Source organism: Hutsoniella sourekii ATCC 700629 (genome assembly GCF_000518205.1).
In the GTDB taxonomy this organism is placed as follows: domain Bacteria; phylum Bacillota; class Bacilli; order Lactobacillales; family Aerococcaceae; genus Hutsoniella; species Hutsoniella sourekii.
In genome coordinates, this window is record NZ_JADD01000023.1 from 25958 (window position 1) to 39606 (window position 13649).

The window sequence follows — 13649 nt, forward strand, 5'->3', positions numbered from 1 at the left end:
TTACCTAGTTTCAAAAGTTTGACCGATCAACTCATCAGCCGAGCGTCCATTAAAATAATCTTTTAATTTAATACGCTTCTTGCCAGCTGGCTGCCACTCGTAAACGGCTAGATAAGTATCTGCTCCTGCTTGAACGACAAAATAATCTTCGCCCGCTCCAACAATGGTTCCCACTTCTGCTTGCTCGCCTGAATAAACAATTGGCTTAGCTTTCCAGATCTTGACGCGTTTTTTGTCTAACCAAGTATAAGTAGATGGGAAGGGGCTAAAGGCACGAATATGTCGATCAATTTGCTGGGCATCTTGCTGCCAATCTAATTGTTCTTGCTCACGATTGATCGTTGGTGAAAAGGTCACCAATTCCTCATCCTGAGCTTGGGCTTGAATCTTACCTTCTATTAGTGCAGGCAGGGTTTCCATTAATAAGTCTTTCCCTAAGTCTGCAAGTTTAATAAACAGGCTACCAGTATCGTCATCATCATGAATAGACAGTCTTGCTTGCGCGAGAATATCCCCTGCATCCATCTTACTAGTCATGTAAATGATTGAAATGCCCGTTTCTTGTTCGCCTTGCCAAATTGCATAATGAATTGGTGCGCCCCCCCGATACTTAGGAAGAAGAGAAGCATGTACATTAATGGCTCCATACTTCGGCGCTTCTAATAAACTCTTAGGCACAAACTGGCCATAGGCAGCCGTGATTATAAGGTCAGCTTTCAATTCTAATAACTCTTTTGCTTCAATCGATCCACTAATTTTTTCTGGTTGGTAAACTGGTAGATCGTATTCTAAGGCTAGATCTTTGACTGGAGAGAACGTTAGCTTGCGCTTACGTCCCACTGGGCGATCGGGTTGAGTGACAACTGCAACAATTTGGTGTTCACTTTCAAGGAGCCCCTGCAAAATAGTCTTCGCAAAGTCGGGGGTTCCCATAAAAATTATTTTTGCCATAATTGATTCCTTTCCTAGGTCGATTAAATAAATATTTGAGGTTCATGGTCAATACTCACATAGAGGCCGCGACGAGCATCCTCTTGACTAGCCTCTAAGAGATGCGTGAGGATCTGATTTAATTCCTGTCGATCTTTATATTTTAAAAATATTTGATAGTGGTAACGCTGATTGATTCTAGCAATTGGACCCGGACTAGGCCCTAAGATAATGACCTCCCCTTGCCAAGGAGTCTTACTTAATTGGCTTTTGATCTCATGGGCCCGCCTAAAGGCCTGTCCTTGGTTTTTACCGACTACCGAGATCAAACTGGTAAAATAATAGGGAGGATATTTAGCTAAATGTCGACGTTTCATTTCCTGGAAGAAAAAATTCTCATAGTCATGTTTCTGGGCTAGTCTAATGACATAATGATCCGGATTATAGGTTTGGATAATTACTTCGCCAGCTAATTCACCTCGCCCAGCTCGACCGCTGACTTGTGTTAATAATTGAAAAGTTCGCTCACTGGCACGAAAATCTGGAATATTTAAGCTGGTATCAGCATTGATAACCCCAACTAAGGTTACATTTTCAAAATCTAGCCCCTTAGCTATCATTTGGGTTCCCAACAATATATCCGCCCCACCTCGGCCAAATTGATCGAGTAGTTGCTGATGAGAGCCTCTCTTTTGGGTGGTATCGTTATCCATCCGTATGACGCGAGCATGTGGAAATAATTCCTCAAGACTTTCGGCAATCTTTTGCGTACCCAGCCCTTGGGTTCGTATATGTGGACTCTGACACTTCGGACATACCGATGGTACCGACTCTTCGTGATTACAGTAATGACACTTCATTCGATGCTGACTTTTATGATAAGTCAAGGAAATATCACAATTTGGACATTGGACAACATACCCACACTCCCGACACAAGAGATAAGCAGCATAGCCACGTCGATTCAACATGAGAACGATTTGCTGTTTAACTTCCAACCTTTCTTGAATTTTGTCAAGGAGTTGGAGCGAAAACTCCTGATTAATGTTATTTCTTGACTGTTCGGTCATATCAATAATTTCAATAGGAGGTAATGTCTTGCCATTAATTCGATTGGGAAGTGGAATTAATTGGTAGTTACCTACTTGTGCGCGGGCTCTTGACTCCAGACTAGGGGTCGCACTTCCCAAAACTAGGGGAATCTGATTATAACCACTTCGCCATTTAGCAACATCTCTAGCATGATATCGTGGATTATCTGATTGCTTATAGCTCGTCTCATGCTCTTCGTCAATGATAATCAGACCTAAATTTTCAAGTGGAGCAAAGATTGAAGATCGAGCCCCAACCACGACTTTAGCCTCTTGTTTAATAATTCGCTGCCATTCATCAAATTTTTCAGTTGTCGTTAAAGCTGAATGAAGGACCGCTACTTGGCTACCAAAGCGGGAAACGACTCTCTCAACCATTTGAGGAGTCAAGGCTATTTCTGGTACTAGTAATAAGGCTGTTTTCCCATCTTTTATTGCTAGATCCATTAATTGCAAGTAAACTTCTGTTTTGCCACTCCCGGTAACACCTTCAATGAGAAAGGTTTTATCAAGTCCTTCTCTAATCGCTGGCGCAATCGCTTGATAAGCCAAGCTTTGCTCATGGGTCAAGGCTTTTGGTAAACTTGGTTCAAAGCTTAGATCTTTTAAAGGATCTCGGTAAACCTCTTGGTCTACACGGTCAAACCAGCCCTTATCTATCGTTGCTTTGATCACAGGTCGGCTAATTCCTTCTTCTTCTAACCTTTTATATGAAAGCGACTGATCCACATCCATCATGATTGATAGTAAGAGGGCCTGTTTCTTGCTTTGTTTATTTAAACTTTCCAGCAATTCTTGATAATTTAGGTGTGATTTTTTAAATAAATAAGCTTCTGTTTTGATGGTCTTCTGATCTTGTAGACTAAATTTAAAATCGATAATCCCTTGATCAGCTAATTTTTTTATTTGCTTGGGATTGAGTCGCTTTTCTAAATCACTTCGCTCAACCGTTAATTTTTCCCGATTCCAATCAGGTAGTAGCTGACAGAATGCGTCAATATCATTAATCTTAACGGTAGTTTCATATTTAACTTTTAAGAGTGATGGGAGCATAGCCTGAAGAATAGATATTTGAAAGGCATGCAAATCATCTTTTAGGTAAAAACTGAGATCAATAAGCTCCTGATTCAAATAAGATCGATAGTCTAAGATCGATACAAGTGGCTTCAATTGGCCTGCAAAATCAGTCTGGTCACTGAGGCCAACGACGATACCCATGAGAACTCTACGACCAAAGTTAACTTCCACTCTCATTCCTAATTCAATGGCTTCCTGCCATTCTTCAGGGACCAAATAATCGAAGGTTCGGTTAAGCTGTGCAGACGGAATATCTACAATTACTTGAGCAATCACTGGTTCACCCCCTCATAATAAAAAACCTTATTCTAATCAGCAAGACTTATCTTGATTGTAGAATAAGGTTAATCTCATAATAAATGATTGATTATTTTTCGCGAATGGTCAGCTTGTCAGCAACCACTTCTTCCAATGCCTGCCCAACAGGCTTAACAGATTTATAGGATTCCAATTGATGATCGTCAAACATTTGCATCTCATGAGCTCTCTTGGAAGCTAGAATTATTAAACTATAGGTTGATGGAATCTTTTCATTTAATTTATCAATGGATGGATAGAGTAACATTGTTATTCCCCTTTCTGAAAATAGTCATGGATTTGTCTTTGAATTTGGTCAACAACCCGGTCAACCTTTAAATGCTCACTTTGAATAATCGCATTCACTTGATCAACTGCTTGGTCTACTTCTTCATTGACCACGACATAATCATAATATTGCATCATTTCGATTTCTTCGCGGGCTTTTTGCATCCGTTCAAAAATAATTGCCTCATCCTCAGTACCTCGCCCACAGATTCTTGACTCTAATTCCGTTAAGTTAGGGGGAGCTAGAAAGATGAATACCCCTTCAGGCATTCGCTCTTTGACCTTAAGCGCTCCTTGGACTTCAATTTCTAAGAAAACATCATGGCCGGCCTCCAAATTTTCTTGGATTTTTTTTATGGGCGTACCATAATAGTTTCCCACATATTCCGCATGTTCCAACAGCGCATCTTCCTGAATTAAGTTTTCGAATTCTTCGCGACTAATAAAAAAATAGTCAACACCATCTACTTCGCCGTCACGCATCTTGCGAGTTGTAGCAGAGATTGAATAAACATAATTATACTTGTTTTCTTCAAATATAGCCGCTCTTACTGTTCCCTTACCAACACCCGATGGGCCAGATAAAACGACTAGCAATCCTCTTGATTGTGACATTTTCAACCTCCTGCTTAATGTTATTTGTACCCTTAATAATAGCATAAATATACGTGAAGGCAAAGCTTCTTTCTTATCCTAATATTAGATAGACTTAAATATTGCCTAAGAATAATTAAAAAAGCCAGACAAGCTGGCTTCCTTATTATTTCATGTCTTTAATTTTCATCATGCGAGTGATAGCAGAACGCTCAGCTTCTTCAAGCTTCATCTCGATAAAATGAATGGTCTCTTTTAAATCAGGAATCGTTCGATACTCCAACGCATTAACCCGACGACGTGTTTTCTCTATTTCATCAGCCATTAATTGACAAGTTTTTTCAATTTCAGCCAACTCTAATAGATCATCTAAAGACTGCTCAATCGCTTGGATGGAGTCGTCCATTCCGCTATTAGAAGCTACAAAGCTATACTCCACATCGCTATCATTGCCCATCTCATCAATGTCTGTAAACATTTGGGGAACTCGAACACTCATGATATTATTTTGTTCGATTCTTAGATTCACTTTTTTTGATGGGATAGCAAACATTTCCTCAACTTGTTGGCTATTTTCTAAAGACTTAGCCAGTACAAAATTTTGCATAGCTTCGACTAATTGACCTTCAACTTCTTGACGCTTTTCATTATTTTTTCGGATCAGATCAATAAATTGACGCATCAATTCATCTTGCTTATCCTTAAGAAGTTTATGCCCTCTCGTTGCCAGCGACAGCTGAGACTTCAGGCGTGTTAATTCACCACGAGTAGGCTTCACATTTAATTTAGCCAATCTTATCACTCCTTACCAGGAAGGAATTCATCAATCATATCATCCTTAATACGTTTTAACTCTGTTCTCGGTAAGATATCCAATAGTTCCCAAGCTAGATCAATTGATTCATCAATGGAACGATTTGTCGTAAAGCCTTGGTTGACATATTCCTTTTCAAATCGGTCAGCAAATTCTAAATACTTCTTATCTGTATCTGACAAGGCTGATTCCCCTAGTACTGCTGATAATTCCTTAGCTTCCTTACCGGTAGCATAGGCAGCAAAGACTTGGTTCATAGTAGCTGCATGATCTTTACGCGTTTTTCCTTCTCCGATTCCGTCATCTTTTAAACGAGACAAGGAAGGTAGGACATTAATCGGTGGCTCAAAACCGTGGCCATCTATTTCGCGCGACAGGATGATTTGCCCTTCGGTAATATAACCTGTTAAGTCAGGAATTGGGTGAGTAATATCATCTTCTGGCATCGTAAGAATAGGAAGCTGAGTCACTGACCCTTCTTTACCCTCGATTCTACCGGCGCGCTCATATAAAGTGGCCAAGTCAGTATATAAGTATCCTGGATAGCCTCTTCGTCCCGGCACTTCACGTCTGGCAGCTGAAACCTCACGTAATGCCTCACAGTAGTTAGTCATGTCCGTCATAATAACTAGCACATGCATACCCTTCTCAAAGGCTAAATACTCTGCGGTAGTTAGAGCAATTTTAGGAGTTGCAAGTCGCTCAATGGATGGATCATCCGCTAAATTAATAAACAAGACCGAACGGTCAAGGGCACCAGAATCTCTCAGATCCTTCATAAAGAAGTCAGCCTCTTGGAAGGTAACCCCCATTGCCGCAAAAACAACTGCAAAATTCTCGTCTGAATTCAATACTTGCGCTTGTCTAGCAATTTGAGCTGCTAGTTGTTGATGAGGAAGGCCAGATCCAGAGAAAATAGGTAGTTTTTGACCACGAACAAGCGTATTCAAGTGGTCAATAGTTGATATACCCGTTTGAATAAATTCATCGGGATATTCACGGGCCACTGGATTAATAGCTTCTCCTTCAATATCCAACTCTTTTTCAGGTAGAATTTCTGGTCCTCCATCAATAACCTTACCCATCCCATTAAAGATCCGACCAACCATGTCTTCTGATACCGGTAAATGTTGTGGACGACCAGTGAAACGAACTTTAGTAGATTGTAAGTTAACTCCTGAGGATCCTTCGAAAAGTTGGACGGTAGCGATATCGCCAGAAATTTCTAGCACCTTACCTTGGCGCTTCTCACCATCTTGTAATTCCACTTCAACTAATTCATTGTACTTAGCCTCACTGACACCTTCTACCATCATTAGAGGGCCATCAACTTGAAAGGCAGAGCGGTATTCTTTAATTATTGCCAAATTCTTCACCTCCAGCTTGTAACACATTCTTGAGTGTTAAATCAATCTCACGCTTCAACGCTTCGATTTGCCCTACATTTTCAGTTGGGACAAACTTACTTCTAGCAATACGGTCGCGTAATTCAACTGTGCCATTAAAGACTTCATCTAAATAGGCACCATATTCAATGGCCTCTTGAGCTTTGTGGTCAAAGTATAGAATATTATCTAGCATTGCTAATTGCTTATTAAAGGGAGTATATTCATCCACATCATCATAAGCATTTTGTTGCAAGTAATCTTCTCTCAGCATTCTAGCAGTATTCATAGTTATCCGGTCGCGATCAGATAAGGATTCTTCCCCGACTAGACGAACGATTTCCTCTAATTCATCTTCCTTTTGAAGAATGTCCATGGCTTCTTGAACACGATTCGACCAATCTACTTGATATTGATCGGACATATAAGAACTGACTTCATCCGAGAAGAGGGAATAAGATTCCAACCAATCAATGGCCGGGAAGTGACGACGCTGGGCTAAAGGCGCACTCAAGCCCCAGAATACGCGAACCACTCTTAGTGTGTTTTGCGTAACGGGTTCTGAGGTGTCCCCACCTGGAGGCGATACGGCAGAAATAGCAGTTACAGATCCACGGCGCTCTTCATCGGATCCTAAAGGTCTAACAAAACCAGCCCGTTCATAATATTCAGCCAAACGGCTACCTAAGTAAGCTGGATAACCTTCGTCACCAGGCATTTCTTCCAAACGACCAGACATTTCACGTAGAGCCTCGGCCCAACGAGAAGTTGAATCGGCCATAATAGCGACTGAGTAACCCATATCTCTAAAATATTCAGCAATCGTGATCCCCGTATAAATAGAAGCTTCACGGGCAGCCACTGGCATGTTAGATGTATTAGCAATTAATATCGTTCTATCCATTAGTGATTCGCCAGTATTAGGGTCGATTAAGTTAGGGAATTCATCCAAAACTTCCGTCATTTCATTACCACGTTCACCACAACCGACATAGATAACAATGTCAACGTTAGAGAATTTAGCAATTTGGTGTTGAATGACCGTCTTCCCTGCTCCAAATGGCCCAGGTATTGCTGCAGCTCCCCCCTTAGTAACCGGGAAGAAGGTATCAATGACCCGCTGTCCAGTTACTAAAGGCTCACTAGGTGCAAATTTTTCTGCATAGGGGCGACCCTTACGGACGGGCCATTTTTGAACCAAGCTACCCTGGAATCGATTTCCTTTATTATCTTCAAGTACATAGACCGTATCTTGAATCGTATAAGAACCGGATTCAATTTGAATCAAACGGCCTTCATGGCCGTAAGGGACCATAATTCGGTGTTGGACAACTTTAGTTTCGTCAACATAACCGACAATATCTCCCGCTTTTACATATTCTCCTACAGCTTTTGTAGCTTCAAAGTGCCATTTTTTCTCACTATCTAAAACAGGAACCTTAACGCCTCTTTCTAGATAGTCTGTTTGAGTAATCTCCATAAATTTATTAAGAGGACGTTGAATACCATCAAACATTTGTGACATTAAGCCTGGCCCTAATTCAACTGATAAGGGACTGCCAGTGGATTCAACTGGCTCACCCAGACCAATTCCTGATGTTTCCTCGTATACTTGAATGGCTGCTACATCATTTTTCATTTGAATGATTTCACCAATCAGGCCGAGCTCGCCCACATAACAAATATCTTGAACTTTTGCTTCTTCCATTCCAGACGCTTGAATTAAAGGTCCAGAAACTTTAATAATTTTTCCTTGTTTCAATTGACTACCTCCCTCAATCACAATATATTAGCACCCACTGCTTTTTCGACATTATCTTGAATTCTCTTCATACCAATTCCCATTTGACCTCGATGGGTTGGGATTAAAATAACAGCAGGAGTGACTCTTGTGTCGTAGTATCGTACCACTTCGGGTATCAACTCTGCAATGTCTTCTGTTAAGTAAATAATACCATAATCTCCCCGACCAAGATCTCTCATGGTTTCGCGTGCTTCCTCAGCACTAGTGACCGCAAAGATATCAAATCCTATTACCCTAAAGGGTAATATTGCATCACGATTGCCTACTACTGCAATCTTATACTGTTTGGCCATAGACAGGACGCATCCTTTCTATTATTTGTTCTTCTTTCAAGTCATTTAAGCGACCCACTAGGATCAATCTTAAATTTTTCACTTCCATCTCTTTTCCAAATAGATAACGTAATATCGGTATCGGACCATCCGTTTGAAATCGATTTTCTGTCAATAATTGATGGATATAAAAGTCTTGTCCATTTTCTATCTCAGATAAATCAATTTTTCCTTGACTGAGTCTCTGTTCAAAGGTTTGAAGTCCATGGTTAAATGGTAATTGATTGGCACCTTTAAACCAAGATAAAACCTGATTCTCACGGACTAGATCAATAAACTCTTCAATTGATAAATCAGCCTTATCTGACATCATTTCATACATGAAGCTATTGGGTTTATCTTGTTGAACCGCTCGAAGACCGGTGGTTATATTATAGAAACCTATTATGGCTTCAACTAACTGGCTGATGATGGCTAGATCTAATCTTTCAGCGATTACCCTTAAATAATCAAAGTAGGCCATATCCAAGCCGACATCAAACACTTCAGTATCTTGGTAACCTTGAAACTCACGCCAAATTTCACGGATATTATCAGTAATTGTCTTATCAACAATATCTGACTCTTGTGTCTGAGCTAAGTGATGTAATTCATTTAAAGGATAGGGTCCAATGGGAATTAACAGCTCATCCAAATCCTTATCAGTCACTAGCATCTTCGAAAATAATTTCAAATTATGAAATAAGTAGCTCGATCCAAATATATCCACTACCTCTTGGCAGGGTGTCTCTTCATATATCCATTTGTATTCATCCGCAAGCTGATTCATCAACCGTCCTTCAATAGCTTGAGGAGTTCTCAAATCTTCCGGCCGAAAAAAGTAATTCGTATCTTCAAGAATTCTAAGAGATTGTTGCTCACTAGGACTATCAAGCAAGTCTTTAAAATCATCAATAGTCAGAAAGCTAGTTTCATGAATGGAGATCGTCGTATTAATCTGCGAGAAATCATGCGACATAATATCCTCTCCTATTCACTAAATATTGATTGGCTGAGTTGACTAGCAAGTTTTTGACGTGCATCTGCAATCATATTTTCATAAATATAATTATAATCGACTCGGTCTTGGCTAACAATAAACCCTCCCATGTGTTTAATCACATCATCAATTAAGTTTAAATTAGGGAAATTGATCTTGAGATGGTCTAAAGCTTCTTGGCTTAAAAGATCCTTCGTATACTGACCAAAGGTTACACTAATAGGAAACTCTTTGAATTTATTTAAGACTTGATAAATAAATTTAAGTTGGGAATCAGAAGACATACTATTCATTGACTGAACTGCCTCAGTAAACAGTACATCCAAAAGTTCTTGTTTACTCGCAAGAGAAGCTTGGCGCTTCTTATTTTGTAATTGTTGCAACTGCCGGTCAAAATCAGCTTGGATCTGCCCTAATAGTTGGCGTCGCTCTTCTTCTTTCCTAGCTAATAATTGCTTTCTTTTTTCTTGGTAATCATTTTCTGCTTTATCCTGTGCTTGCTTTAGCCGGACCTGTCCGCGACGATCTGCTTGATCCAACACAGAATCTTTTAATTGATTATATTCACTCATTATCCCACATCCTTTATTGCTTAATTATAACGCTAAGTTTAGACAATTTGAATCAATAAGAAAGAAATTACAAAAGCTAAAATAGCATACATTTCTACCATTGAGGATAGGATAATTCCGTAAGTGTTGTTTTCAGGTCTCTTGGCTAAGATACCCATACCTGAAATAGCCACATCAGCTTGAGCTCTCGCCGTAAAATAACCAACTAGGGCTATCGGCAAAGCAGCGATTAATAAATTGACTCCCTTAATTAATTCCATTCCAACTTGGATTTGTTGCATTATAACAAAACCGATTACAAAACCGTAAAGACCTTGAGAAGCTGGCATCAATTGCAAAATCAACGCTTGAGCAAATTTTTCTGGTTCTTCTTTCAATAAGGCAGCTGCAGTTTGACCGACACGCCCTACTCCTAAACCAGATGCCACACCATTCAATCCTACCGCTAAAAAGACTCCAATTGTGGCAAACATCAGTCCACCATAATCATGCATAAAATTTCCCATTAAGATTCTCCTTTATTTTGATTTTTTTATTTCGACATATTTCTCTTCTGAGGCGAAGGGTTCAAACAAGTGACCATTGCCTGAGTAAAATTTCCCAAAAAATTCTACAAATATTAACCGCAAAGCATGCACTGCGCCGGTAAGAAAAGATAAAAATAAGTTAAATAAATGTAGCCCTAAAAAGATCAAAATACCGATACTAAATCGAGCTACTGGTGGAAGTTGACCAACGATTAGATTGAAAGCCGCTCCAATACTAACTCCAGACAGGCCGAGAGCCATTAATCTGGAATAAGAAATCACGTCTCCAAAATAAGACACTCCATCAATTAAAGATAGAAGGCCCTTACCCAAGCCAGAAATACTCCCTGTTTCGATAATATGAGCGACAAATATTCCCGCTAAACTAAACAAGGCGAACCATCCACCCACACCGGCTATTGGAGCTAGCATCGGAACAAATTGACCCAGTCCATAAATCAATAGACCGAGAATAATCACAATCCAACCGAGACCCTCTGCAAAACCTAGTGCATATGCCTTGTTCCTAAAATGTAAATAAGTATTTAGAGCAAAGGCAATCAGCATATGTAAAACACCGATTGCTAAAGATAGCATCATCACTTCCATAACCTGTCCTTCCAGATTAATAATCTGAATTTGAGGCAAGGTAATCCCAAAAAATGACCCATAAATAATTCCCCATAAGATGGCTGACCAACCGAGCGTATTCGCTAATTTAAGAACTTGCTTGGTGGATTCAGATAGGTTGAAGGTCAAGATAGGGATCAAAGTTGCTAGCATGATTAACAAGCCATAACCAAGGTCTCCAATCATCATACCAAAAAATAAGGAATAGAAAGGCATAACAAAAGGTGTCGGATCAATTTCTTGATAGTTCGGCACCCCATACATGTTGGTAATCATTTCAAATGGTCGCACTAACCAATTGTTCCTTAATTTAGTTGGTGCATACTTGGCTTCGACTTCCGTTAATTCGTTAGCGGCAATAATGACATTCTGACTAAAGTTATTGCGAATCTGAGCGATAAAGTCTTGAGCTTGGTCTGCTTCAATCCAACCTTGAATTGAAATCAAATGCTTGGAATATCCAAGAAGCAGCTTGATTTGCTCGCGTTTATTTAAGTTGGATACATATTCATAGGCAAGCTTCAACTGGTCTAATTCTTCTCGCGAACTTTCTAAACGCTTAAAGATTTCTTGATATTCGACCTTGAAATTTTCAATTTCTTTTTGATAGATTTTTAGGCGTTCTTGAGGTAATTCCTGATAACTATAGGTGAAAGGAGTGAATTGATTTTTTTCAATTCATTCATAGCATACTGGTGAGCTTCACCCTTAATGAAGACTATAACGCCGTAGTTATGCTCATCAATATAGACGACTTCATACTCTAAATCATCGTCCTCTTTCAAGAAATTAAAGAAATGATCATCATTCGTAGAGGGAATACTTCCAATCACCCCACGGACGTATTGGAATTTACGAAGTTCATTAGGGGTCACTTGCAAATCACGCCAAGGATATAATTCATCGTATTGACTACGCCTTTGGTCAATTAAATCCTCTAATTCGTCTAGTCTAAGGATGTCTTGATGGATTCGATCCACTAAAGCTTGGTCGTCGACTCGTTCTCCAAGGTGCTCAATCTGGTCATAGGTCACTGTTTTCTTACCAGTCTTCATTTTCTGCCAAAAAGACGGGCTAGGAAGGTAATCTTCAATTGTTTCAATTGCCCGTTCAATCCCATGCAGTCGATGATTTAATTCATCTACTAAGCCTTGATCTTTATGTGGATGAATCTCATCTTTTTGTAGTTCATTTAATAATTCACTTGTTTCAGCTGGTAATTCGTCCCATTTTTCAATTTCCTGTAAATCAATAATTTCCAGTTGCTCTAACCCTTGCACAGCTACCAATAGCTCATCTAACTCGTTAATAGGTGCTAGAATGGCAAGGCGCTTCATGGGGCTAATCGCCATACATTTTCACCACTTTCTCAATAATCTGACCCACTAGGGCTTCTTTGCGACTATCCAAGACTTCTTGGCTTCGGTTATGGTGCAAGCTTAATGTATCTTCAACTTCTTTTTCAAGTTGGTCTTTCTCAGTCTGCAATTGATTGGTTAGCTGTTTTTCTAACTTTTCAGTTTCAAGATCAAACTTAGCTTCATCGTCTTGTAATCTTTTTTCTTCTTCCTGGGCTAAAGCTTGAATCTGCGATTCATACTGCTTTTGAATTTTTTTCGCTTCATCTTCGATTCCCTTAACAATTTGTAGCGTATTTTTGGCCATAGAATTCCCTCCTAAAATTTATGTTCCCTTTCATTATAACAGATATAGCCTATATTTGAAGCCATAAGGCTTTCTTAGGTTATCAATCTCAATTTATAAGATATTATTGATCACTAAATATATTGATGACTCATATAATAAAGTCTAAGCTTGACTTTCAGAACAAGTGTTCGTATAATGTTATCAGAACATCAGTTCGACTAGAAGGAGGGAAATTATGGAACTACCTATTCAATCCAAACAAACTGTCAAGTCATCGTTAAGCCGTCTATTCAATCCTTTTATTATCCATGAAGATCCAGTCATCCCCCTTATCCAACCGCTAAAACAAGTGAGGGATAGACTCAACCAACATTATATAAATCAAGAGCCTATTATTGTCCTCTATGAATACTACAATCGACAACAAATTATTTGTCAAAAGTCTGTAGAATGTTATGTTAAATCTCCAATCCAAGCAGATCAACGTGTGGTCCTTGAAGATTGCCACTTGGGGCACCATCTCTTGGTCTACCTCGACCAAATCATCAAAGTTTCTGCATAAAAAAGCTGAAAACTGCCTTTGACAGTTGATGTGACCCCCAAAAGTTGGAGTTTATAATTGAATACTTAGGCAACGTATTGAGTGTCCTGTTTTCGGTAATCAACTGGAGATAGGCCACTC

General features: G+C 39.5%; 15 protein-coding genes. 1 reads left to right on the top strand and 14 read right to left on the bottom strand.

Translation table 11 applies throughout. From position 1 onward, the window contains the following. The 14 genes from fmt to T408_RS0106495 all read right to left on the bottom strand — a co-directional run bounded on the left by fmt (window position 1) and on the right by T408_RS0106495 (window position 12985). On the bottom strand, window positions 1–951 hold the full coding sequence (fmt, locus tag T408_RS0106430) for a methionyl-tRNA formyltransferase (RefSeq protein ID WP_028119217.1): 951 nt from the start codon (window positions 949–951) through the stop codon (window positions 1–3). Between the two features lie 23 nt (window positions 952–974). Continuing rightward, a complete protein-coding gene (priA, locus tag T408_RS0106435; protein ID WP_028119218.1) occupies window positions 975–3374 on the bottom strand; it encodes a primosomal protein N' in 2400 nt (799 codons plus the stop codon). A gap of 91 nt (window positions 3375–3465) precedes the next feature. Continuing rightward, the gene (gene rpoZ, locus T408_RS0106440) at window positions 3466–3663 is read right to left on the bottom strand and encodes a DNA-directed RNA polymerase subunit omega (protein ID WP_028119219.1); all 198 of its coding nucleotides are present in this window, start codon (window positions 3661–3663) and stop codon (window positions 3466–3468) included. A 2-nt stretch (window positions 3664–3665) separates the two neighbouring features. Continuing rightward, window positions 3666–4298, bottom strand: coding sequence for a guanylate kinase (gmk, locus tag T408_RS0106445; RefSeq protein ID WP_028119220.1), 633 nt, complete (start codon window positions 4296–4298; stop codon window positions 3666–3668). A 145-nt stretch (window positions 4299–4443) separates the two neighbouring features. Then, the gene (locus T408_RS0106450; protein ID WP_028119221.1) at window positions 4444–5070 is read right to left on the bottom strand and encodes a V-type ATP synthase subunit D; all 627 of its coding nucleotides are present in this window, start codon (window positions 5068–5070) and stop codon (window positions 4444–4446) included. A gap of 5 nt (window positions 5071–5075) precedes the next feature. Further along, window positions 5076–6458: a V-type ATP synthase subunit B gene (locus T408_RS0106455; protein ID WP_028119222.1), complete on the bottom strand. Its 1383-nt coding sequence runs from the start codon at window positions 6456–6458 to the stop codon at window positions 5076–5078. After that, on the bottom strand, window positions 6445–8238 hold the full coding sequence (locus tag T408_RS0106460) for a V-type ATP synthase subunit A (protein ID WP_028119223.1): 1794 nt from the start codon (window positions 8236–8238) through the stop codon (window positions 6445–6447). The genes T408_RS0106455 and T408_RS0106460 overlap by 14 nt, the downstream gene beginning before the upstream one ends. A gap of 17 nt (window positions 8239–8255) precedes the next feature. Then, window positions 8256–8573, bottom strand: a complete 318-nt coding sequence (locus T408_RS0106465; RefSeq protein WP_028119224.1) for a V-type ATP synthase subunit F — start codon at window positions 8571–8573, stop codon at window positions 8256–8258. Next, on the bottom strand, window positions 8557–9570 hold the full coding sequence (locus tag T408_RS0106470) for a V-type ATPase subunit (RefSeq protein WP_035420311.1): 1014 nt from the start codon (window positions 9568–9570) through the stop codon (window positions 8557–8559). The genes T408_RS0106465 and T408_RS0106470 overlap by 17 nt, the downstream gene beginning before the upstream one ends. A gap of 11 nt (window positions 9571–9581) precedes the next feature. Then, complete coding sequence (locus tag T408_RS0106475; protein ID WP_028119226.1) at window positions 9582–10163, bottom strand: V-type ATP synthase subunit E; 582 nt, start codon at window positions 10161–10163, stop codon at window positions 9582–9584. A gap of 38 nt (window positions 10164–10201) precedes the next feature. Next, the gene (locus tag T408_RS0106480; protein ID WP_035420313.1) at window positions 10202–10669 is read right to left on the bottom strand and encodes a V-type ATP synthase subunit K; all 468 of its coding nucleotides are present in this window, start codon (window positions 10667–10669) and stop codon (window positions 10202–10204) included. A gap of 12 nt (window positions 10670–10681) precedes the next feature. Continuing rightward, entirely contained in the window at window positions 10682–11998 is a 1317-nt protein-coding gene (locus T408_RS0106485) for a V-type ATP synthase subunit I (RefSeq protein WP_084543957.1), read from the bottom strand. Next, on the bottom strand, window positions 11935–12657 hold the full coding sequence (locus T408_RS0106490) for a V-type ATP synthase subunit I domain-containing protein (protein ID WP_211230832.1): 723 nt from the start codon (window positions 12655–12657) through the stop codon (window positions 11935–11937). Before T408_RS0106490 ends, T408_RS0106485 begins: the two co-directional genes overlap by 64 nt. Window positions 12658–12661: 4 nt before the next feature. After that, window positions 12662–12985 carry a hypothetical protein gene (locus T408_RS0106495; RefSeq protein ID WP_028119230.1) on the bottom strand — a complete coding sequence of 108 codons (324 nt, stop codon included), beginning with the start codon at window positions 12983–12985 and terminating at the stop codon, window positions 12662–12664. A gap of 217 nt (window positions 12986–13202) precedes the next feature. Between T408_RS0106495 and T408_RS0106500 the strand changes: the two genes are divergently transcribed. Continuing rightward, entirely contained in the window at window positions 13203–13529 is a 327-nt protein-coding gene (locus T408_RS0106500; protein ID WP_028119231.1) for a hypothetical protein, read from the top strand. Window positions 13530–13649 lie beyond the last annotated feature (120 nt).